The 21956-nt window shown below is 41.8% G+C and carries 18 protein-coding genes; 8 read left to right on the plus strand and 10 right to left on the minus strand.

The features are described 5' to 3' along the window. Positions 1-218: 218 nt before the first annotated feature. The 5 genes from G6R11_RS13640 to G6R11_RS13660 all read left to right on the plus strand — a co-directional run bounded on the left by G6R11_RS13640 (position 219) and on the right by G6R11_RS13660 (position 7881). The gene (locus G6R11_RS13640) at positions 219-965 is read left to right on the plus strand and encodes a hypothetical protein (protein ID WP_163133620.1); all 747 of its coding nucleotides are present in this window, start codon (positions 219-221) and stop codon (positions 963-965) included. Continuing rightward, the gene (locus G6R11_RS13645; protein ID WP_240352477.1) at positions 962-2809 is read left to right on the plus strand and encodes an SLC13 family permease; all 1848 of its coding nucleotides are present in this window, start codon (positions 962-964) and stop codon (positions 2807-2809) included. The genes G6R11_RS13640 and G6R11_RS13645 overlap by 4 nt, the downstream gene beginning before the upstream one ends. Next, positions 2809-3846: an ABC transporter substrate-binding protein gene (locus G6R11_RS13650; RefSeq protein WP_163133622.1), complete on the plus strand. Its 1038-nt coding sequence runs from the start codon at positions 2809-2811 to the stop codon at positions 3844-3846. The genes G6R11_RS13645 and G6R11_RS13650 overlap by 1 nt, the downstream gene beginning before the upstream one ends. Before the next feature lie 20 nt (positions 3847-3866). Next, positions 3867-6707 (plus strand): ABC transporter substrate-binding protein, encoded by a 2841-nt coding sequence (locus tag G6R11_RS13655; protein WP_163133623.1) that lies wholly within the window; start codon positions 3867-3869, stop codon positions 6705-6707. Between the two features lie 61 nt (positions 6708-6768). Then, positions 6769-7881, plus strand: a complete 1113-nt coding sequence (locus G6R11_RS13660; RefSeq protein ID WP_163133624.1) for a DUF1835 domain-containing protein — start codon at positions 6769-6771, stop codon at positions 7879-7881. Positions 7882-8045: 164 nt separating this feature from the next. Here the strand turns inward: G6R11_RS13660 and G6R11_RS13665 are convergent, their stop codons facing one another. The 3 genes from G6R11_RS13665 to G6R11_RS13675 all read right to left on the minus strand — a co-directional run bounded on the left by G6R11_RS13665 (position 8046) and on the right by G6R11_RS13675 (position 10125). Further along, positions 8046-9074 carry a hypothetical protein gene (locus G6R11_RS13665; RefSeq protein ID WP_163133625.1) on the minus strand — a complete coding sequence of 343 codons (1029 nt, stop codon included), beginning with the start codon at positions 9072-9074 and terminating at the stop codon, positions 8046-8048. A gap of 271 nt (positions 9075-9345) precedes the next feature. Then, a complete protein-coding gene (locus G6R11_RS13670) occupies positions 9346-9849 on the minus strand; it encodes a hypothetical protein (protein WP_163133626.1) in 504 nt (167 codons plus the stop codon). A 33-nt stretch (positions 9850-9882) separates the two neighbouring features. Beyond that, on the minus strand, positions 9883-10125 hold the full coding sequence (locus G6R11_RS13675) for a DUF2798 domain-containing protein (RefSeq protein WP_163133627.1): 243 nt from the start codon (positions 10123-10125) through the stop codon (positions 9883-9885). 150 nt (positions 10126-10275) lie between these two features. Here G6R11_RS13675 and G6R11_RS13680 point away from each other — a divergent pair, with 150 nt between their 5' ends. Next, on the plus strand, positions 10276-11193 hold the full coding sequence (locus G6R11_RS13680; protein ID WP_163133628.1) for a LysR family transcriptional regulator: 918 nt from the start codon (positions 10276-10278) through the stop codon (positions 11191-11193). Positions 11194-11262: 69 nt separating this feature from the next. Here the strand turns inward: G6R11_RS13680 and G6R11_RS13685 are convergent, their stop codons facing one another. The 4 genes from G6R11_RS13685 to G6R11_RS13700 form a co-directional block, all read right to left on the minus strand. Continuing rightward, positions 11263-12081, minus strand: a complete 819-nt coding sequence (locus G6R11_RS13685; protein WP_163133629.1) for a peroxiredoxin family protein — start codon at positions 12079-12081, stop codon at positions 11263-11265. 4 nt (positions 12082-12085) lie between these two features. Beyond that, positions 12086-12742: a DsbA family oxidoreductase gene (locus G6R11_RS13690; protein ID WP_240352471.1), complete on the minus strand. Its 657-nt coding sequence runs from the start codon at positions 12740-12742 to the stop codon at positions 12086-12088. A gap of 52 nt (positions 12743-12794) precedes the next feature. Further along, complete coding sequence (locus G6R11_RS13695; protein WP_163133630.1) at positions 12795-13595, minus strand: SDR family oxidoreductase; 801 nt, start codon at positions 13593-13595, stop codon at positions 12795-12797. A gap of 61 nt (positions 13596-13656) precedes the next feature. Next, complete coding sequence (locus tag G6R11_RS13700) at positions 13657-14211, minus strand: carboxymuconolactone decarboxylase family protein (protein ID WP_163133631.1); 555 nt, start codon at positions 14209-14211, stop codon at positions 13657-13659. A 319-nt stretch (positions 14212-14530) separates the two neighbouring features. On the opposite strand from G6R11_RS13700, the gene G6R11_RS13705 reads away from it, so the two are divergent. Together G6R11_RS13705 and G6R11_RS13710 are read left to right on the plus strand one after the other, a co-directional pair. Then, positions 14531-15115, plus strand: coding sequence for a TetR/AcrR family transcriptional regulator (locus tag G6R11_RS13705; protein WP_163133632.1), 585 nt, complete (start codon positions 14531-14533; stop codon positions 15113-15115). Between the two features lie 27 nt (positions 15116-15142). Next, a complete protein-coding gene (locus G6R11_RS13710; protein ID WP_163133633.1) occupies positions 15143-15844 on the plus strand; it encodes a haloacid dehalogenase type II in 702 nt (233 codons plus the stop codon). A gap of 73 nt (positions 15845-15917) precedes the next feature. Here G6R11_RS13710 and G6R11_RS13715 read toward each other — a convergent pair whose 3' ends face one another. The 3 genes from G6R11_RS13715 to G6R11_RS13725 all read right to left on the minus strand — a co-directional run bounded on the left by G6R11_RS13715 (position 15918) and on the right by G6R11_RS13725 (position 21873). Further along, a complete protein-coding gene (locus G6R11_RS13715) occupies positions 15918-18320 on the minus strand; it encodes an exonuclease domain-containing protein (RefSeq protein WP_163133634.1) in 2403 nt (800 codons plus the stop codon). 207 nt (positions 18321-18527) lie between these two features. Beyond that, the gene (locus G6R11_RS13720; RefSeq protein ID WP_163133635.1) at positions 18528-19760 is read right to left on the minus strand and encodes a catalase; all 1233 of its coding nucleotides are present in this window, start codon (positions 19758-19760) and stop codon (positions 18528-18530) included. A gap of 1 nt (position 19761) precedes the next feature. After that, a complete protein-coding gene (locus G6R11_RS13725) occupies positions 19762-21873 on the minus strand; it encodes a di-heme-cytochrome C peroxidase (RefSeq protein ID WP_240352472.1) in 2112 nt (703 codons plus the stop codon). Positions 21874-21956 lie beyond the last annotated feature (83 nt).

Below are 21956 nucleotides of genomic sequence, written 5' to 3' on the forward strand. Positions count from 1 at the left end.
CACATCTTGATACAGCATCTGTTTAGCAAAATGTAGCGCCAAAGCAGTAATTTATCTGTGTTTGTGATATTCCTATTAGCAGTGATAACTTACCAAACCTAAACTGTTGTTGTTAACAACTAACTAGCAATATTCAAAAGCTATAAGAGTCTCCTTAAGTGTACTCTTGCATTTGGTTATAAGGCAAAGGATTTGCCGTTTTTAAGTAGGGACACAAATTGAATAAATGTACTTACCGCATATTCGGCTATGTTTTGCCAGTATACATTATTGCTGGTTGTAGCCAGCAGCTTAACCAAACGGACTCCGCTTACCAGCAGGCAGTTAAACATGCAGCTTTTCCTCAAGCGCAAGATGTAAGCACCAGTTTGTTTGCAATTAACGCTAACAATGAACTATTGCAATGGAATGAACAAGGCGACAAGTTGCTGGTACTCACGTGGAAAAGCCAGAATGCAATCGACAAATTCATTTTGCCAAATAGCCATAGTTCTACCAACCCAAACTATCCGATATGGGTGAGCCTTGCTCCGCAACTTCAACAGTTTTGCAGTCAGTACTTGGCAGATAACAAATCTGCATTACAAAGTGATCTTGAGCTGCGTTTAAAACAATACCTAGGTTTAGACCCAAGCTGGAATTACGATGCTTTTGTTGAGCTGTATGTGGCGCCGGAAGATCTGTTTAGGCCCTGCGTTGACCCAGAAGTTGATGACAATAGCTGTAATTTAGATGCTAGCCAAATAGCCAGTGAAGTTAAGGGCATTAACAACTATCAAGGATTCTATCAGACTTTATACTTCAAGAGTTTTCGAGAGTCTGCCGGTGTTCCCTGGACTGGCTTAGGTTACACCTATGATTGGGGAAACCCACAGTCTAGACAAGGTGCTAGCGAGTACATCATTGCACCGGGGGCTGAGTATAAAGTGCATGCTGTTATCCCTACGGAGCAGTATTGCCGATGATAATGCCCGAAAAGCTGCAAGTCTTAAGTCAGTTTTTAAAAAGTAATCCTGCTTTTTCGGGCTGCCAAAAAGAAGATTTAGCCAGGTTATTGGCTAATATTTCTGTCGTAAAGCTAGCACCTGGCGAGGTTGTTTGTCGCTCGGGTGAAGACGCTAACAATCTTTACTACTTGCTGGAAGGTGAGTTGCAAACCACCAATAAAGATCAGATTAAAGGGCCTATCAGCGGTTTTTTTGGTGAAGAGTCGGCACTGGGTATGCGCAGTTATATCTACGATATTGAAGTGGTGGAGAGCGCCGAGCTGGTGGTACTGCCGCTAGAAGCGATTGTTACTCTTGAAGCTTACAGCAGTTTCAAACAGTCACTGCTCGACAGTTTTCATTCTCGCCTGGCTGGACAAACTCATATTGAAGTCGATTTAAGCCCTAAACGCGAGGTTGAAGTAGGCTATCGCCAGATCATTGGCTGGTTGTTTGCGATTATCACTCCTTTAATGATTTATTGGGGTTTAATACTTAGCCAGCAACCACTGCATCAAGATGCAATCTACTTTGCATCAATACTTGGTATTTGTTCGGTGATGTGGATCTTTCGCTTGCTCCCAGATTATGTGCCCGGGCTATTTGCGGTATTAAGCGCAGTATTGTTAGGGATCACCACCAGCGAGTCGGCTTTTTCTGGCTTCTCGAGCAACAGCTTTTTTATGGCTTTGAGCATACTTGGTTTGAGCGCAGTAATCCGTTCATCGGGTTTAAGCTATCGGATGTTGTTACATTTATTGTTAATTGGGCCTGCTTCCAAAATTTGGTACAACATCAGCTTCTTTAGTGTTGGCGCCCTGCTTACACCGGTTGTACCTACCGTTAATGGTAGGGTAACCATTGTAGCGCCGTTCTTAAAAGATTTGTTGAGTGGTGCCAGTAAAGAAGCGCGCGAGCAAGAAGGCCCAAGGTTAAAGGCGAGCCTACTATTTGGTGCAAGCTTATTGTCGCCAATATTTGTTAGTAGTAAGTCGGTTAACTTTATCGTTCTTGGTATGTTGCCACAGCAAGTTCAACAGTATTTTCAGTGGCTAGATTGGCTACTTGCCGCATTAGTGTGTGGCATGGTGTTATTGGCACTTTACGCAGTTTCTCTGTGTTGGGTTTATCGCAATAAACAAAGTTTAAAGCTGCCAAAAACCACAAGTTTACAGCAACTTAAAACCCTCGGGTCGCTAAACCCCGCCGAATGGTCGTCAATACTAGGCCTAATCGTGCTTATATCGGCCCTGCTATTTGCCAATATCCACCGTATCGAAGTTGCTTGGGTTGCCTTAGCTATTCTGTTTTATTTAATGATGTTTGGCTTTTTAAATCCCAATCAGTTTAGAACCAAAATTGATTGGAGCTTTTTAGTGTTCTTGGGCTCATTGATTGGTGTGGTCGATATTATCCATCAAGTAGAACTAGATACTTGGCTTACAGGAAAAATTTATTGGTTAGCTGCTTACATGCAACAAAGCTTGCCGCTTTTTGTGGTGTTGTTAGCGGTAATTGTGAGCCTTATTCGTTTAATATTGCCGATTAATGCAACGGTGATCATTCTAGCCACCTTGCTTATCCCTGCATCAATAGAAGTGGGGGTGAACCCTTGGGTGATTGGTTTCCTAATCCTGTTCCTTTCAGAAAGCTTTTTTTGGCCGTTTCAAGCCTCCTATTACATGCAGTTTTTGAGCTTAACCACCGGCATTGTGACTAACGATGAAGCTAAGTTGATGAGAATAAATGTACTGATATACCTGTTCAAACTTGTGGCGGTTTACCTCAGCATTCCTTATTGGCAAAGCATGGGGCTTATCTAATGAAAAAGTTATTGTTAAGCGTCATTATGTTGAGCTTTTTAGTTGCCACTATTGGCGTGATAGTGGTGGAAGGCGCCTCAAGGCCAAGAATTTTGATTCTGCATAGCTACGAAACCGACTATGCATGGACCCGAACAGTTAACGAGGGTATAGACAGAGCCAAGCGCGCCCACATGAATATTGATATTCGCTATCACTACATGAATACCAAAAATCAGTCTAGCGAAACTGCCAAAAAACGCGCAGCAACAGTTGCTAAACGGGTAGTTGATAGTTACCACCCCAATGTATTGCTGGTTATCGATGATGATGCACAGCGCTTAGTTGCCACCGACTATATTGGCAACCAAGCGATTCAGATTGTTTTTGCCGGGGTAAATGCTGAGCTTGAAGCCTATGGTTATCAGGATGCTGATAATGTAACAGGCATTCTTGAACGCAAATCGGTTTCAGCAATTAAAGAAGTATTGAGATTGTTAGTCGAAAGTCAGCCTCGACTTGGTAGCCTCAAAGGGAGTGTTGTTTACCTCTCGGATAGCTCAACCTCGGCCAAGCTAGATGCTGATTACCTCGCAAGGCAAGAATGGGCGCCACTTGAATACCAAGGACACGTTGGGGTTAAAAGCTTTGAGCAGTGGAAGCAAGAAGTTAATAGGCTTAACGGTCAATACCAATTTTTGCTAGTTGGCGGCTACCGAAAACTGTTTAGTGAAGATAGCGAAAGCTTTGTCTCTGCCGAAGAAGTAGCGCAATGGACCGAAGCAAATTCAACCTTGGCGATTGTTGGCATTAATGCCTTTAACTCTGAAGACGGGGTGATGTTATCGATTGGGGCATCGCCCTTTGAGCAGGGAGAGATAGCTTTCGAGCGAGCTATTCGCTTAGTCGAAGATCCCACGAGTTTGTCACAGATGCCGGTAACTATATCGAAACAATACGTGGTAGCTCTGCGTCATCAAGCTTTAGAAAATCGCGATATCCGCGTGCCAAAAGTATTAGAAGCTTTTGCCCGCGCCACCAATAACTATTTTGAATAAAACCGTTAAGGAAGACTGTTTTGGCCATTAAATGGAATTTACGTAGACGCATACTTGCACTTGCTTGTTTATGTGTTGTCGCAAGCGCCTTAGTAACCAGTTTTGAGCACTTGCAGCGGTGGGTAAACGACAGTGGAACAAATAGTTTAATACTGGCTGTGGTTGGGCCTATGTCGGGCAAAGAAGCTGATAAAGGCCTATCAATGGTTCACGGCGCACAGCTTTATGCCGATTTGCATAATAGCCAACGCCAAGATAACCAAGTGGCCATTGTTGTTCAGCAATATGATGATGCTAATGACAAAAACAAAGCGCTGTTAATTGCTAAGCAACTCGCTGCAACTAACAATGTAGTCGCCGTATTAGGGCATCGAGCTTCAGCTACCTCGATTAAGGCCGCCAGTATTTATCAGCGTGCAGGCTTGCCAATAGTTGGGGGCTCAGCCACCGCAACCGAGATCACTCAGAATAATGATTGGGCATTTAGGGTTATTCCAGATAACCAACTACAAGGTAAGTTTGTTGCTGACTACGTTGCGAGTTTAGCTAAAGACAAAGCTGTATTAATTTATAGCCAAGATAAATTTGGTGAGTCATTGGCTGATTCTTTTCTTAACCGGGCCGAAGTGTTAGCCATTCAATCTTTGAGTCTAGGTGTGGATTTAAAGAAAGACATCGCTAAACAAGCAGAAGTAATAAGCCAAAAAATTAGTGAATTTAGTCACACTGGAGCGGTGTTCTTAGCTGTGCACGATGTTGAAGGCGAAACACTGGTTAGCCACTTAAAACAGCAACATCCAAATTGGTTGTTTATCGGCAGTTCTTCTATTGGTAAACAAAGCTTCCCAGAGCGTTTTAAACATCGAAGCCAAGAGCGAGAAGTCTCTGGTTACTATACCAATGGGGTGTTCGCGGTTAGCCCTATCTTGTTTGATGTAGCCAGTGAATCAACTCAACTGTTTTACCAAAGCTTTCTAAAAGATTTTGCTTATGAACCTAGTGGTGTATCAGCGGCTTATTATGATGCGGCAACTATCGTATCAGCCGCAATAGATGCAGCAAGCGGTGAGGTAGGCGGGGCTGATGAGTTTAGCGAACTTAATGTGGCGAGCCAAAGGGCGGCAGTTAAAAATCACTTGGCCAGTTTCAATTCACCCAACAGTGCTGTTCAGGGTTTAACCCACTCAATGTATTTTGATTCGCAAGGCAATGTATTGCGCCCGATGCAAGTAGGCTTGTTTAGTGGAGGAGCCTTTGTTTCTGCGCCGATCCAACTGCAAGATGTGAGTGATGATAATTTAATGCGCCGTACCGATGTGGTGTATACCGGTATTGAAATGCAAAACATTAGTGAATTCTCCACCCTAGATTTGACCTTTAAAGCCAAGTTTAATCTTTGGTTTAGAAGCACGCCTGGGGTAAACGCAGAAGATATCGTGTTTTTAAACTCGGTGGGTGATTTAAGTTTACAAGAACCAATAGAGTCAAACTTTACTAGCCAAAGCACCTATCAGCTTTATCAAGTAGAGGGCACCTTTTTAGCAGATGCAAAACCCGGCAGAGCTGCCTTTGGTGAATACCAACTGGGAGTGAGCTTTAGGCATGCAACATTACCGAGAAGTGAGCTAATTTATGTATCCGACATTGTTGGGCTAGGCCAAACCAGCTTACATAAAAACCAAGCTAATCGTCATAAAGTGCAGTTTGATACCAGCCAGTGGCGCCAAAGCAGTACTTTGTCGTTTCAAGATACCCTACGCAAGCGTAGCTTAGGCGATCCCAAGTATTTGCATTCAGACAGACAAGCGGTGGAGTTCTCTCGGTTTAACTCACTAACGCCGGTACAAGAAAATGTACTAAGCCTAAGAGGGCGCATTCCAGCACAATGGCAGCAGATTATCTTTTATAGCAGCGTGCTCGCGTGGCTGTTCTACGCTTTGATATTGGACTTTAAACTACTAGGCCAGCTATCCAGAGCTTACGGACTAGGCAACAAAATCCTATATGCCTTGTTTATAGCTTCGGCTGAGCCTCTGTTTTTAGATTGGTTAGCACAAGCCTATCCAAATACTAATCAGTTGTTTGCCAGTAATTGTTTCGATGTATTGTGGTGGCTATTGTTTGCCTCAACCTTAGCCTTATTGATTGACGTAATTCTGTGGGATCCCATAGAAAAACGCAGCGGCCGACAAGTTCCGCGAATTATGCGTCACTTAACTCGTGGATTGGCTTACATTGGAGCAATATTTGCGATTCTGTCTTTTGTTTATCAACGCGAGCTAACCAGCCTATTGGCGACATCGGGATTAGTGGCAATGATCTTAGGTTTGGCTTTGCAGTCAAACCTTGTAAATATATTTTCAGGTATTGCGATTAGCTTAGAGAAGCCCTTTAAACTTGGCGATTGGATCAGCTTAGGTAGTTATGGTGGCCCAATTGTTGGGGAAGTCATCGATATGAACTGGCGTACCACCAAGGTTAAAACCGCCGATAATACTTTGTATTCCATACCCAACAATACACTTGCAAACGCCAACTTAAACAATGTGAGCAGCAGTGGACAAATTGTTACCGGGGGCTTTTCAGCCTCTGTGAATAAGCAGCTAGAGCCATTACAGGTGATCCCGCGCTTAGAAGCCGCACTTATGGCCATTGAAGCGGTTAATCGGGTTTATATCGATGTAGATAGCATCGGTTCTGATAACGTAGATTATAAAATTAAGCTGGTGCATGGGGTAGATGATACCGCCACCACTACCGATTTAGTTTGGCAGGCTATTTGGCGCTTGGATGCTGAAATTAAGCAGGAGCTTGACGAGCAAGAACCAGAGCTAGAAAGCCCTTTACTTAATGATGCTTAGTGCGGTTTGTTCAGCTGGCTTAGTTTGCTAAGCTGAGGCAAACTAAAACTAGGAGCTGCAGATGCAATTACACATTACCAATGGCGATAGCGTTGGTGACATGCTTAGTGAGTCACAGCAAGTTCAAGGGGAAATACTGTGCTGGCGAGATGTGTTGCATGATGGGCCAATTATAGCAGCCGAAGGGCAAGCTTACCTAAAGGCTAGGGCAAGTTATATTTATGAGACTATGTGCTTGCCCAGCCCTTTACCCGCGATAGAAATCAGTGAACAGCAGATCTTAGAGGGTTTTGCTCAACGCCAAGCTATCTTGGATAACTTGAATCAATACAATGAAATTGTATTGTGGTTTGAACACGATCTCTACGATCAGCTACAGTTGGCAGAATGTTTATATCATCTAGCTAAACACCAAGATCAAGTTAAGCAATTTTACCTTATTTGTATTGGCGAGCACGATGATGTTGATTATTTCCATGGCTTAGGAAACTTGTCGATTAGCCAGCTTGAGGTGCTATACCCACAGCGCCAAAGGCTTAGTATCGAACAGCTCGACTTAGGTAAAACCGTGTGGCAGGCCATCGCGGCTAACACTCCAGAACCTCTCAACCAGCTACTTTCCAAACCTTTAATTTCTCTACCATTTATGGCAAATGCTTTAACCCGTTTTGCCCAAGAGTATCCGTGGCTAGATAATGGATTAAGCCTCACTCAAACGCTTATTCTGAAATCCTTGGCGGAGCCAAAAACAGAGCTGCCCATTTTGTTAAGTAACCTTCGCCAACAAGCTCAATATCAGGGTGAGGACCTATCGTTGGCCGAGCAACGCTATCAGCAAATCATGGCCAAAGCTGAAATCAAATTAGGCCGACTATTCACTAATTTGCAAAGCATAGAAGAAGCACCATTTCTCGGTGACATCTGGTTAACTAAAGAGCTGCATTACCTTTCAACACATAGCCCTGCTTACCTAAACATTGATTACCAAGGTAGTGAGAGTTGGGACATGCAGGCTAGCTATCAAATTAGTGAAGCTGGCCTTAAAGCGTTGCAAGGAGTGTTAGTTCCCGAAGAAAAACAAAAACCAAGCCTCTGGCGAGGTGGGGTACATATCACGGCCGAAAACTACTGGTGTTGGGATAAGCAAAAACGCCAGTTAGTTAAGCAACATTGAATAATAAAAAACCACGCTTAGCGCGGGCTATTAAGTCAAACTGTGGCTACTCATCAATATGAGTGGCCACTTTTGCTTCTAAAGCCTTGTAATTAAAGGGAGGGCTTTTGTTTCAGTTTCATAAAAATCCTACGAGGAACACAATAAATTCAATTGCTTAGCTATTAATTCCCACCTTTTAATACCATAAATATGTATGCTGCGGCAACAGAACTGCTTGCTGCAACCAACCAAGAAACAAGCGTTGGCCAAACTCTTTGAAAGAAATTAGGCTTATTTTCTTGCATATAAATTAGTGTGTTAGGAATTATTTTTGCATGGACAAAAAGTAAAATATTTAGCAGGAGAAAAACGACCAATACGAAAATAGCTCTATTCTCAATCGTCACTATTTCTGGAATGACAACTAACATTGAGAAAAATATTATTCCATTTAAATTCAACCCATATTTTTTGTATGTTGTGACAAAGTGGTTTTGTTTAGGTTTTAAAGTTTGATAAATTGATTCCGCCTTACCTAATACCCAAGACTCGTTAATTCCAGAGACTCTAATTTCACTAATGCCGGACACGAACAATTCAACAACAGCAACTCGGTTTATTCCATGTGCTTCAGGCTCCTGAACTACGGCTTTGAAGTAATTTAATTCATTTAGCTCATCAGAGTCATTTAGAAAGTCATCAGCAAACTTAGTTAGCTCTGAACCTCTTTGAGAATAGGTTACGATAACTCTACCTTCAACAAAGTCTTTTTTCATAAAGCTAATCAAATTAATAATATCTTCTTTAAACAACCTAAGTGAACCTATAGAAATAGTCTTATTAAATATTTGTTCAGGAATATCGCTTTTGCTTTGTTTATCATCTAAATTATGAGGAAATATATTGAACGTTCCAGCAGTTCCTATCTCTGAAGACCAATCACCTGTTAATCTTCCGTCTTGCTTGATAAAAGCTAAGATAGTGACTTCTCCAAGCTCCATACCTTCAACCATCGCAGATGGTTCGCAACAAAGTGTAATTTCACCTTCCGAAATAGTTCCATTACACGAGTATTCCGATACGCCAAAAATATCATCCATAATCTTTAGAGTGCCAGATAATGTACTTTCATCTTGATTAAGCTCTAAAAAGACATTGCCAGTATTTGTGCCATAAATTTTTCCAGCCCATCGATTTGCCAGTTTCAACATTTCCTTTTGTCCTCGATTATTAGTACTTATTGTTAAATTCACTTTGTCAACATTTATTGTTGATCACAAGTGAATAGTGTTACTGATATGTGACCACGCATAATGCTTGAGACTGTCTCATCTGTTGAAGTGCTACAACACTGACTTTTAACGAGACTGAAAACTCCGATTTTTACTTTTTCTGTCACATTATCTGAGGTTCAGTCAGTCGAATAGGGTCTCAAAAGTGCCAACAACAGACATTGGCACAATAAAAGCTAATGTAGATTTATCAACGTTTAATTCTATTAGCAATGAACAAACCAGTAGAAATCATCATAACAATCACAGTTAATACTGGTGGCTTTGACTGAAATGGTAAAACTTCAGCAGGAACACTGGGTGATAAATGCACAAATATAGCAACAGACATAATAACTAATGTTAAAAAAGTCGCGCCATTAAAAGCTAGCTCTGCTATTTTAGTCGATATCAATTTACCTTTCGTCAATACCAGTAAATACATAATACCTGCGGTTATTTCTCCCATTTGTCCTGCAAATTTGGCAAGTGTTGGAAAAGGTAATCCACTCAACTCAATTTGAGCGGCAAACATGTCGGAAAATGGCAGGAAAAATTTTGCGCTACCACCTAACACCATAAAACCACCGAGTAATGCAATGATAAAGGCTTGAAGTTTGTTGCTCTCACTGTCCTTTGAGCGGATAAAATAGACAATCGTCACTAAAGCCATTGCGCTAATCATACTAACTTCCAAGAGAATTTGAGTGCTCATAATATTGACCTCTGCTAATTGAATTTTAAAAGCTTAGGCTTCTTCTGGTTGTAATAAAAACTTGGTTACAAATAATCGAACTGTAGGCGCGACCACAGCCAGAAGCAGCAGTGCAGGCGGAACAACTTGCGCTATTGCCGCACCCCAAGCACTCAGAAAATCACCGCCAAGTGGTAAGTTGCGGTAAGCCATAATGCCTGACATGCCAAATAACATTGTAGGTAGCACCATTGACACCATTAAAGGGTATTGAAATTTACGTGGGAACTTTTTCATTTAATCACTCCAAATCTATTTACGTATTTAGCCAATGCGACTAATCAATGAGGTTATTTTAAACGCTCGCTATGGATTCAAAAATAGACAATAATGCACTTTAAGGATACATATATGTACCTATGAATTGAGAGGTATGAAGGTTAATGCATGATAAACAGTAAACAAATGACTAATTTATATTGGTTTTGCCTGTCAGTTGAATGTGGTGGCTTTGCTGCTGCTAGCATTAAAGCAAAAACGTCAGCACCAACAGTTTCACGTGCTGTCGCTCATTTAGAAGCGCAATTGAATGAAAAACTACTTCATCGTGATGCTAAAAATTTCAGACTTACCAATGCAGGTGAAGAAGTTTATAGCAAATTCTCTGGGGTATTTGCCCAACTTGATGAGCAGTGGCTCAGCTTATCTAATAGCCAAGGAGAGTTAACAGGCGATATCCACATTTCTTGCCCAGAGCCGTTTGCTGATTTCTTTTTGCAGCCGCTGGCAATCGAATTTATGAAAATGCACCCTCAGGTTAATATTTTTGTCCATTTCGCTTCAGATGCAGCAAACTTTATTGATGAGCAAATGGATCTAGCCATTGTAACAATACCTGCAACAGCGCCTAACTTAATTCAAAAACGACTATTTGAAGCCGAACTGGCGCTTGCCGCATCACCAGACTATCTAAAGCAACATCAAGCGCCTGTATCGACAGAAGAATTATTAAAACACCGACTACTGGCAGGCAATAATTTTCCTTACTGGGCGTTAAAAGAAGGTGGTAAATCATTCAAGTTACCGGTAAAACCCAAGTATGCGATAAATAGTTTGCGCTTAAATATTCAGGCGGCTATTGCAGGGGCTGGCATATGCTTATTGCCAAAGACAGCCTTAGAGCGGCTAACGGAGAAAAATAAATTAGTGCCTGTTTTACCTAGTGTGGAGTGCCCTAAAGGCACCGCTTATCTGGTGTGGACAGACCGAAAAATGATAGCTTCACGCGTGGTTGCGTTTAGAGATGCCATTTTTGCAAATATGAATAAGGGTGCAGAAAACCTTTGGGGAGCGATGTTCCAATAAATATTGCTGATAGCAGTAGTAATGACTTGATATGAGAAACCGACCAATTAAATGGTCGGTCTATCTCTATTAAGTTACGGTATAGAAAACTTTTTCTAAAGCCGCTTCGAGTTTATCTTCACTCGCTCTAAATCTGACGTCTTCAGATTGGTCTATCCACTGAACAATACCATTTTCGTCGATTAATAAAGTCGTTGGGATCGCCATCGGTTTATATTTCATCACCATAGGAAACGGCAAGCCAAAAATCGTCTTGCTCGATGTGCTATCACCACCTAAGGCTTTGTGATGCTCTACACCAAATTGACGTATAACCTTTAATTGAGGATCAGACAGTAACGTATGAGTTAAGTGATCTCTTTGTTGGTGCTTACTCGCGGATACGTGATCGTCATTAGATAACGCAACCACCTTTACTTGGTATGAATCAAAGAGTGGTTTCATTTCTTCAAACATCTTTAACTCAGTACTGCAATAAGGGCACCATGAGCCTCTAAAAAACTTCAATAATACGCGTTGACCATTTAGCAATTCAGAGTTGAATATCGAACCATCTGTGCGAGTTGTTACAAATGGCGCTAACTTATCACCTACCTTTACTTGTATATTGCCAAGTGGTGGTTTCGACTCTTTAAATGTAACAACAAATACAGCCGTCATTATTAACGGCATACTCGACATCAACACAACGGCTAAAGACCAAATTGTGAATGTTGTAAACGTTATATAAAGTGCAGCAATACTTAATAGCGAGGCAATCATAAGCGCACTTACAAACATTACTGGTCGTTTTGGTGTTTGTCTTTGCTTCACTTTTGCAAAATAATGGCTGGCACCAATAACGGTAATAAGCAGTGCACTCAGACTTAAGTAAAAATCTAATGACATACAACTATATTCCTGCTTGTGCTAGTTGCTCTAGCAATACCTGCTTAAAGTTTTCTTGTGGTTGAGCACCTGTTAATGCACTACTGCGATTAAAAATAACTGTTGGTACACCGTTAACACCTAGTTGCTGCCACTGCGCTTCGAGCGACCTAACTTTTTGTTTGATTTCATCATTGTTCAGTGCCGCTAATGCTTGCTCAGTCGAAATACCTACAGCGTTTGCCTCTTCAATTAATACCTTTTGATTTGAGACATCTTTTTGCTCACTAAAAAATGCAGAAAATAAACGCATTTTCAACGCCATTTGCTTATCTACTGAGTGGGCATAATCGAGCAACACATGGGCATTAAAGGTGTTAACCATTTTCATCTGGTCAAAATAGTTAAACTCAAACCCATAGTTGGCACCGGCTTGGGTAATATTTGCTCTTGCGCGATCACTGTCTTCCCGTGAAGAGCCGTATTTTCTGGCAACGTGTGCGCGTAATTCTTCACCTTCAGGTGGCATATCCGGGTTTAGTTCAAATGGTTGCCATTGTATTTCAACTTTATCCTGTATACCCAACTCTTCAATGGCCGCATTTAAATGGTTAAAACCTACTATGCACCAAGGGCAAACAACATCAGAAATGATGTCGAGTTTAATTTTTTTATTCATCATTCAGTTCCAAGAATAAAGCTTGCGTGGCGCAAGCTTTAATTAAAAAGAAGACCTATAGTCGTTTGGCGTCCAACGCACCGTTTAAGATTTTTTGCATGGCTATTGCCATCATTTTACGTGGTGTCAAATTTGCCATAAATGCCATGATATTGTTGCGCATGCCCGGTACGGTCAAAACGCGTTTACCCAAACCTTGCAAACCGACCTTCGCTACTTTTTCTGGTGATCTTGCTGCCATCGGCACTTTTTTCCAATTAACGCCTGTACTTGTAGCCATAGGAGTTTTCGTTAAGCCGGGTGATAAAATACTGACATCAACCCCTTTGGATTTCAGCTCGCCATAAAGTGATTGACCAAAATTAATCACAAACGCTTTAGATCCGGCATAAGTTGAAAAGTAAGGAGAAGCCATTTGGCCAAACATACTGGCAACAAGTAAAATGCCCCCTTTACCGCGATCAATCATGGTATTGCTAAAGTGATGGCTTAATTCCATTACCGAATTCACATTCACGTGCAACAGGCGACGTTCAGCTTCTAAGTCCAGCTTTTCAAATGCACCGTTGGTTTCAAGGCCAGCAGATAAGGCGATTAAGCCAATATCGTGCTGTGTCGCTTTGATTTTATCGACGCCATTTAGGGTAGAAAGATCTGCCACGATAATATCAGTATCAACTGAATACTGGGTTGCCAGTAATTGAGCATAATCCTTTAACTCTTGTTCACGACGAGCCACTAAAACGAGGTTCATGCCATCTTCGGCTAGTTGCTTCGCCATTTCCTGACCAATACCAGAGGTTGCTCCTGTTACTAGTGCCCAACCACCATATTTTTGTTTAAAGTTAAAAGACATATTCATACTCCTACTGGGCCAGCCAGATTCAACTGAAATTACATTAAGGGATTTAGATCAATTATGCTTTTTTAGTCCAAGCAAATTGTTCAAAAAGCGGGCCTACAGGTGTTTTTGCAACGTGATTTACGTAGTTACTAATCACCTTTTGCGATAAACCAAGGATGATCTCAATCACTTGTTGCTGGCCATAACCTGCTGCAAAAAATGCTTCCATTTGCTCGTCTGATACGTTGCCTCGCTCACGTACCATAGCTAATGTAAAATCATGTAAAGCTTGTAATTTAGCTGTAGGCATTGGCTCGCTGTTACGTAATGCCTCAGTTAATGCTGGGTCAACTTTCATAGAGTGTGCAATTGCAGTGTGAGCTGGTACACAGAAAGTACATTCATGCTCGACATTAATGGTTTGCCAAACAACAGTTAACTCTTCTTCATTAAATGAAGTTGACATAAACAACTGGTGTAACTGTTGGTAAGCTTTTAATGTTTCAGGTGACTCTGCCATAGCTGCGTACAAACCCGGTACAGCACCCATCTGCTTAACTGCACCTTCTAACATTGCTTTGCTTTTCTCTGGTGCTGTTTCTACTGTGTGAAATGTAAATTTGCTCATTTTATTTGCTCCAATTATTTTGGGTTATTGCCTAACCCGTATGTCATGTATATGTGGCGTTTCTATATCAAATATTGCTAATGCGCCTCGTCGATGTGGTGTACTTTAAACCAACCTGAACGATCGTTCAAGTGATTTATTGAGCGATCGTTCAAATATTTATTGTTTTGATCCTATCTTTCTGAATTAATTAAAAATAAAAAATATAAAAATTTTCAGACAATTCCTTGGTGCGTTATTACTCAAATATCGCTTTACCTTAGCTAGATAGAAACCTATAATTGAACGATTGTTCAAGAAGTCTTTATAGGTAGATGCAATGGCAAAGACAGCAAAATTTGATCGCCAAGAGGTGATAGACAAAGCAACTAATCTTTATTGGAAGAAGGGTTTTCACGCTACTTCAATGCGCAATTTACAAGATGAGATTGATATGCGTCCCGGTAGCATATATTCAGCATTTGGCAGTAAGGATGGCTTGTTTAAAGAAGCATTAAGAAATTATACCGATATGGGATTGGCTCAAATGCAAAGCTTTGCAGAGCAAAATAGCTCGCCCATAGATACGCTTAAAGCATTTGTTAAAGCGCAAGTAATTGATACACAGACTAATGCGCCAAATGGTATATGCATGCTATCTAAAACCTTAGGTGAATTGACCGAAGAAAATCAAGAGCTTATTGATGTGACTAAAAACCATCTTGGTGAAATAGCTGATAAAATGGTTGCTTTAATTGAGCAAGCTAAAGCTGGTGGTGAAGTCAGTGAAGATAAAGATTCACAGTCACTTGTTCAACACATACAGATTCAGATCGCAGGTTTACGCACATTTGCGAAAATGAATAGTGATAAGCAGTTATTAGACGAAAAAATAGAAGCGATATTTAGCAACTACCCATTTTAGTACTTTATTATTTCCTAGGAAGTGAGCATGCCGCAACAAATTATCTTGTTTGATATCAATGAGACTATCTTAAATTTAGGGCAATTAAAGCCTAAGTTTAAGCAGTACTTTGGCAATGAACTATTCTTGGATACTTGGTTTTCAATGCTACTGCATTCATCTACAGTATGTTTAACAACCAAGGTGGAAACGAACTTTAAAGACTTAGCTTTGGCGAATTTAAATACACTCGCGGGTCGATTGGATAAATCGTTAACTACCGAGCAACGTAGCGACATTATATCTTCGCTAGCAAACTTACCTGCCCATGATGATATTAAGCCTGCATTGGTTTTATTAAGGAGTGAGGGTTTCAAACTTGTTGCTTTCTCAAATTCATCTGAAACTTTACTTAGATCTCAGTTAAACAATGCTGGATTAACCGATTATTTCGATAACGCAATTTCAGTTGAAAGCGCAAAGACTTTTAAGCCATCCCAAGATGCATATCAGTTTGCGATTAAAAAGTTAAATACTGCTTCGCATGACGTGACATTAGTGGCAGCCCATGACTGGGATACTCATGGTGCTTTATGCGCTGGATTAAGTGCCGCTTTCATAGATAGATTCAATGCTCAATATAATCCTACTTATAAAGAGCCAGAAATTATTGGCAATACGATGGGGGAAGTTGCAGTTAAGTTGATTGAGTCAAAGCGACCTAATTTAACGTCCGAAAATCGCTCATAGAGGACTTAAGTAAATTTCATTTGTTTACTGGTAATCTCAAGCAATATGCGTGGTCACAGATAAAAAGTAACCTTTATTCATTGTAAGCAAGGTATTCACGATTGAAGCTAAAGCTTAAAATATCCTGTGCGGAATATACTTCATCAGCAATCCCAATACGTTGAGCGGATGTTGTCGGTATATCATCAATGCGCTTATTTTTTAGAGACTTTTCATTAGTACGACAAAAGTTATTGTATACACGCATAATCTCAATTAGCTTGCACATCCAAGTAGGATTATAACCAGCATATGCGTTCCATCGCTTTGAGTTTGTAGCACTGGTTACAGGTCTTTCAAGCATATTCACCAATCGACGTAGCACTTGAAACCAGTTATCCACGCCATTAAGTGATGTAGACTGTAAGATCATTGATGCCTGCTCTATTGAGTCTGCATCAATACCAGTTAATGGCTGAACGGCCACAAATCGAGAATTAGGGTTAGGGTTAACTAGCCACTCAGAGCGTTTACCCGGCTGTGTTACTGGTCGTTCAAACTGTGTTTTCCACATACGCTGCCATAGCTGTTTTTCAGACTCTTCTGGATATTGCTCTTTCAATGCTAAGGCTCTGGTTTTTAGTTCTTCAGCCATCCCCGCATCTAGTAAGTTTGCACCGCCATTTTTGGCGGTAGTAACGACGTAAGCATAAAGCCTATCCTGTGAAATCAGGTCGTGAAAAACTGATGGAAAACCTAGCCTGAACCCACTATCGTTATCTAAGAAGAAGACAAAACTGGGGCAGTCAGCTAACAAGCTTTTAACTTTTTCAAAGTGAGCCAACGAGCTATAGGTTTGATGAACCAGCAGCCCACGGCGAGGTATCTGCAATGGGACGTTGATAAAGTTATTATCTGTTGGGGCCTCAATGTCGTCATCTGAAAGTACGTACTGTCCAAATCGTCTGTAATATCTCGGCTTTTCACCTTCTCGTTTACGATCAAATTCAGCTTTTATATAATTTGAATCGGATGTTGAGTCAAAATTCAGCGTTGCCTCTAAAATGTATCCTGACAGGTTATCTACTGTTGAGGTGTTAACAATCCTAGAAGGCATTGGAGTGTGAGTGTCATTCCAATTTGACAGGTAATACTGTCGGTCACAACTTAACACCGGAGTGTAGTCAGCAAAACGGCGCTTTAATGACACTTCGTGAAATCGACTGAATAGCAAAGATTGTTGATAAAAGAAATCAATTTTATCGTAAACCGTTTGAGGGTTTAAATCGAGTAAATCTACTTGCCGATTGATGATGCCTTTATTAACGAAAGCTAGATACAGTGGCTCATTGACATCTCTACGATAGTGTTTTTGCTGAGGGTCTAATGCTACAGAAAAGTTTTTGCCACATGATTTGCACTGGTAGCGCTGCGAACCGTACATAGGTTGCATATCTATAGTGATTTTAGGCTTTTGATTGTTACTGCCTTTTTTCACCGCTGGGATTGCCCAGTTTCTGGTTTTACGTGTGAAACCGTTTTTCTTATAGGCATTAGGGTGGCTGTATATTCCCAACCCAGCATTACTGCAATTTTCAAGACTATTTGTACATGTTGGTTCAACAGGGATACCAATTGATGCCAAACGCATGCTTTCCTGAACATGCGCACGGTTGTTTATAAGCATAGAGCTTTCATTACATAGCTTGCATGTTAGTAAGTGCCCCTTGATATGGCTACTGTACGTTAGCTTATATTCATTTCCTAAACCACGTTTAGGAGTTTTATCTGGGTTTAGCGCTGGGTTTCTAGCGGGTACTCCAAAATTGGCGCAATCTGCATTCTTACAAAAATTCAGCTGTACCATTATGCCAGTTTTAGGATGCCTAAAGGCACGGGGGATAGATATAGCTTTAGGTGCTCGATGTTTTGCTTGCTGCGGGGTTCGAGCTAGTGGTTTAATTGAACTGTCGGTCAGCTTAAAATATAAAGCAGCAGTCAAGCTTGCATCAATATACGCACCGTGGTTCTGTCTAGAAGATAGGTCAATTGAATAACGGAGACAGGCATTATCTAAAGAAATTTTGTTCACGCCAAGCACCTGCTTAGCTAATTCCATTGCGCAAGTGATCTTCTTGCAATGATTAACTAAAGAAACGTTCTCACCCATGTGGCGAAATTCTGATTCAATAAAGCCAATATCAAATGATTTATTGTAGATAACTAAATGTGCACCTTTTAAAAAGGTCAGTAGGTTATCCGAAATATCTTTAAATTTAGGCTTGCCGATACGACTTATATCTGTAATACCATGAACTTTCAGAGCGCCTTTGGTCGAAGGCTTACCATCGCCGTTAAGGATTGTTTGAAGAACTGAGCCAGTTGGGGAGCCTGAAGCATATTCAATGCAAGCAATATCAATTATTCTATGATTGCCTTTTTGCGGGTCTACGCCAGTAGTCTCGGTGTCTAGAAAGACGATACGCTCATTATTCATCTATACCTCTCTTATTCTGAGTATAGCGAATAGCAGCAAAAAACACACTTAACCTACTGTTTTATTTATATTCCTCGTATGATTTATTGAAATCACATTCGGCTACAGCCCTTTGTTTTTATATAGAAATAATAAAAAAAGGCTGTTCAATGTCTTGAACAGCCACAGTTTGACTTAATAGCCCGCGCTTAGCGTGGTTTTTTAATGTTACTTACAGTTGCTGTTTAAGCTTTCGCCGTCAATGGGTTCGGCGTATCGGTCAAAACAGCGAGGCAGAGGCCAGGTTGGTTTGCTCACTACTAAACCTTGCTGTGGATCGCAGCTTTCACCTTCCTCGGCTAAGCACCAAGAGCTAGGCTCTGGAGTGGCAGCTTTGTTTTGCTGGTGGCGGTATTTAGAAACCGCTTGATAGACCACTCGTCGGGCTTTGTTTAAGCTGCTTAGCGGCTCCCAGCCTTCCACTGCTCGCCAAGGGTTCATAGAGATGTTTTCACAAAACTGTTGCTGTTGCTCGCTATACAAATGCTGTGGAGGAATGTTAATGGTGGCAATGGTGATAAACGGTGAGGCCTTTTCTGACCAAATCGCGGTTGCGTCATCTACTGGCATGTAATAGCCGGGAAGCTTTTCTTGCACCATAAATTCAAAACAAGCACCGCCATTTGCCAACTGAGTCTCTAATTGTCTACTTAAGTAATCAGGATTTGATTTATCCACCTTGTTGGCAAAAGTCATTCCTGCGCATGGCTTAGTGGAAAACTTAATGGTGTTATGACCTAAGCGGTAAGGCAGCATTGAAAAGTATTGCGCTTCTAGAGGCGTATCAATAACTGACGAGACCGTTTGAATCGCTCGGTAGAACTGTTTCGGGTGCAACCTTGGCGGGAACAAACTAATGAACCATTTGGTACGCTGAAACTTAGCCAGATAGGTCATGTCGTCGGCATAATCGAATATATTGCGGTTAAAGAAGGCGGGGGTATTGGTCATAATAAAATCTTGGTTATGACTTTCGCCTAACTCTGGGGCTATGGGTTTACCAGGCACATTCATCACTTTTACTGCCATACCTCGAGCATCGCCTTTGCTATCAGCTTGTACCAACATGTCTCCGTTTGAGAAACGGATCCACGCTTGGTACTGGTGATTATCTTGAGCAAACAGACCGGCTTTAAAACGTTCTGGTATATCCGGGTTTACCGAAAAAGTAGCGCGAGCACAGCCGGTTGCTTTGGCGTGTGCATCACGGCGATAGGGTAAACCATTATATTGTTCAGCACGCTTGGAAATTTCACGCGCTGAGTTTATCGCCGACATGATGGCTTCTTGCTCGGGCTTTGTGATGCCCATTTCCTTATACAAGTCGTTGGCATTGGCGGTGTTTATGCTTAAACCAAACAAGCAAGCGACTAAAGGTGATTTAGTAAGTACGTTTTTCATCTTAGTGCACCTTTGCTGGATTACGTTTAGCGGTATCAAAGCTGTCTAAACAAGCTTGCTGTTCAGAACCAAATAGTGGCGCTTGAGTATATTGAGACCAATCAAGCGGGTCGCCGCCAAGTTTTTCGGTGAACTCTGGGTTACCCATTACTTTTAAGTATTCAAGCAGGGCTGCACGTTCTTCTGCACTGAGCAAACGGCCAATTCGACCTGGCATATCTACATCGGTAAATAGGTGACCTTGGTTACCATTGCCCTTAATGCTGGTGTCGTGTTTGAAGCTACCCGGGCGCTGCTCGGTAATAAAACCTAAACGCTCTGGGTTGTACTCACGGTTGCCAACATAAAACTGTTTTGGACGTTCGCGTAGCGGTGAAAGCAGGGCATACAAACTTGGTACAGAACCATTGTGTAAAAATGGTGGCGTTGCCCAAACGCCATGCAGTGGACGGGGTTTATAAGCGCGCATGTTGGCGATTCTAAAAGGCACATTTAAGCCATCGTAATCAGCAATTAGGGCTTTATCGATGCCGTTATCTTGATAAAGCTTAGGCACCAATCGGTTTAGCAATATTTGCAAACCATCTCCTGCGTTTACTGGGTCAGAGCCCGGGATAATTTTGCTACCGTCGTAACGGTGATCCATGTAGTTATCTGCAGCAGTAGGGTCGGTGCCAATTACCGAAGTTTTAACCCACGGCATTGCCCAAATCACCTCGCGCCAATCTTCGCGTACCGCTTGTTGCCCCACAAAGCTGATGTCTCCATCCATGTCCCATTGCCAATTAACATCAATTTGATTGTCGGGGTTTTCACCGGCTTTGCTGGCTACTTTCCATTGATAAGGTTTAACTTGATGCGGGCCATGACAGGCTTGGCATTGGTCTAAGAACAAATCTTTACCGTGGGTGGCAAGTGGCAGGTTTATCTCACCTAAAATAGCTTCTGGCCAACGAGGAGGCTCAAGCGAGCGAAGGGTGCCTTCAACACAATGCATGCCAGCTAGGTCGATAACTGATTCACCAAACTCTTCAGAAGTTAATAGCTCGCCATCATCGTTAACTAGTTTAATTGGCGATAGAACACCCAAGCTCTCGCCTACATTTCGAGCCATTGCTTGGTTAGTAAACCCGGTGTATTGCACCCAGTCAAAGCGCCAAATATCCCACAAGAAAGGATAACTTACTGGTGCATCGGCAACGCGATAGTTAGCTGGCTCGTCCAAGTCGTATCCAAATACTACATTGGCAATGCGACCTACTGCATCGGTGCGGCCTCGGCCTTCTTCAACAGGGTAGTATTTTGGTGCGCCTGCGCCAGAAACAAACTGTTTAATATTGCCTAAGAAGCCCCAAATTTGCTTGCGCAGCGCTTTACGTTTAGCAGGATCTTGTCCTGCTACGCGGTCAGCAAATCGGCTCCACTTACTTGGGTTAACTAGGGTTGCTACCACTGATGCTGCCAAGGTAGTAATAAACTCGCCACGTTTTGCGTTAGATATGCTTTGTACCGCTTGGCCGCCATCAATGCGCAGTGCATTACCTTGATAGTGAAGCTCGCCGGTGTGACACATTGCACAGGTTAAATCTAAGCGTTCCTTGCCAGACTTAGGATCAATGTGTCGGCCCAAACCAACCGGCAGGTTGCCTGGGTTTAAAGTGCTAGGCTGTTGGCCTGGGGTTACGATGAAGCCCCAGCCGCGCATATTGTCTGGGCTAGTTAATAGGTCTTTCGATAGTGGTAACTCGAGGTTAATAAACCAGTCGTACTCTAAGCCAAGTAACTCGGTACCTTGGGGCGTGTAATAAAAACGCTCGCGCTGCTCGTCTGTCCAGCCTTTATTGAGGTAGTGAACTTGATTGACGGTTTCGATGGTTAAGTTTGGTTTGAGGAAGGCTTTTAAGCCCAAATATCCTGCAGTAAGCAAGGCTATTCCAAGAAAAGAATAACGTAACCAGCGAGGACCGAGTGCTAGCCAAACGTGCCAAATTGCTTTGAGTAAACCCCATATCCAATTAAGCAAATGGGTAGTGGCTTTAATCAGTAGTTTAAAGGGCAGCAAGACAATTTTTAAGATGAGCAAAAGTAGCCCGAAGAGGAGCTGTTTTAGCATAGTTTCAAATCCATTTGTAAGAATGCAATCGGCCTGCGTGTTGCAGGCCGTTAATGTTGTTTAAATGTTATAGGTATTTAAAG

Source organism: Agarivorans sp. Alg241-V36 (assembly GCF_900537085.1).
Lineage (GTDB): Bacteria > Pseudomonadota > Gammaproteobacteria > Enterobacterales > Celerinatantimonadaceae > Agarivorans.

Bases quoted from the DNA above. Each gene is read 5' to 3' on its own strand.
- G6R11_RS13645 (WP_240352477.1), top strand. From the start codon at position 962: ATGATAATGCCCGAAAAGCTGCAAGTCTTAAGTCAGTTTTTAAAAAGT.
- G6R11_RS13650 (WP_163133622.1), top strand. From the start codon at position 2,809: ATGAAAAAGTTATTGTTAAGCGTCATTATGTTGAGCTTTTTAGTTGCC.
- G6R11_RS13660 (WP_163133624.1), top strand. From the start codon at position 6,769: ATGCAATTACACATTACCAATGGCGATAGCGTTGGTGACATGCTTAGT.
- G6R11_RS13665 (WP_163133625.1), bottom strand. From the start codon at position 9,074: ATGTTGAAACTGGCAAATCGATGGGCTGGAAAAATTTATGGCACAAAT.
- G6R11_RS13670 (WP_163133626.1), bottom strand. From the start codon at position 9,849: ATGAGCACTCAAATTCTCTTGGAAGTTAGTATGATTAGCGCAATGGCT.
- G6R11_RS13675 (WP_163133627.1), bottom strand. From the start codon at position 10,125: ATGAAAAAGTTCCCACGTAAATTTCAATACCCTTTAATGGTGTCAATG.
- G6R11_RS13680 (WP_163133628.1), top strand. From the start codon at position 10,276: ATGATAAACAGTAAACAAATGACTAATTTATATTGGTTTTGCCTGTCA.
- G6R11_RS13685 (WP_163133629.1), bottom strand. From the start codon at position 12,081: ATGTCATTAGATTTTTACTTAAGTCTGAGTGCACTGCTTATTACCGTT.
- G6R11_RS13690 (WP_240352471.1), bottom strand. From the start codon at position 12,742: ATGATGAATAAAAAAATTAAACTCGACATCATTTCTGATGTTGTTTGC.
- G6R11_RS13695 (WP_163133630.1), bottom strand. From the start codon at position 13,595: ATGTCTTTTAACTTTAAACAAAAATATGGTGGTTGGGCACTAGTAACA.
- G6R11_RS13700 (WP_163133631.1), bottom strand. From the start codon at position 14,211: ATGAGCAAATTTACATTTCACACAGTAGAAACAGCACCAGAGAAAAGC.
- G6R11_RS13705 (WP_163133632.1), top strand. From the start codon at position 14,531: ATGGCAAAGACAGCAAAATTTGATCGCCAAGAGGTGATAGACAAAGCA.
- G6R11_RS13710 (WP_163133633.1), top strand. From the start codon at position 15,143: ATGCCGCAACAAATTATCTTGTTTGATATCAATGAGACTATCTTAAAT.
- G6R11_RS13715 (WP_163133634.1), bottom strand. From the start codon at position 18,320: ATGAATAATGAGCGTATCGTCTTTCTAGACACCGAGACTACTGGCGTA.
- G6R11_RS13720 (WP_163133635.1), bottom strand. From the start codon at position 19,760: ATGAAAAACGTACTTACTAAATCACCTTTAGTCGCTTGCTTGTTTGGT.
- G6R11_RS13725 (WP_240352472.1), bottom strand. From the start codon at position 21,873: ATGCTAAAACAGCTCCTCTTCGGGCTACTTTTGCTCATCTTAAAAATT.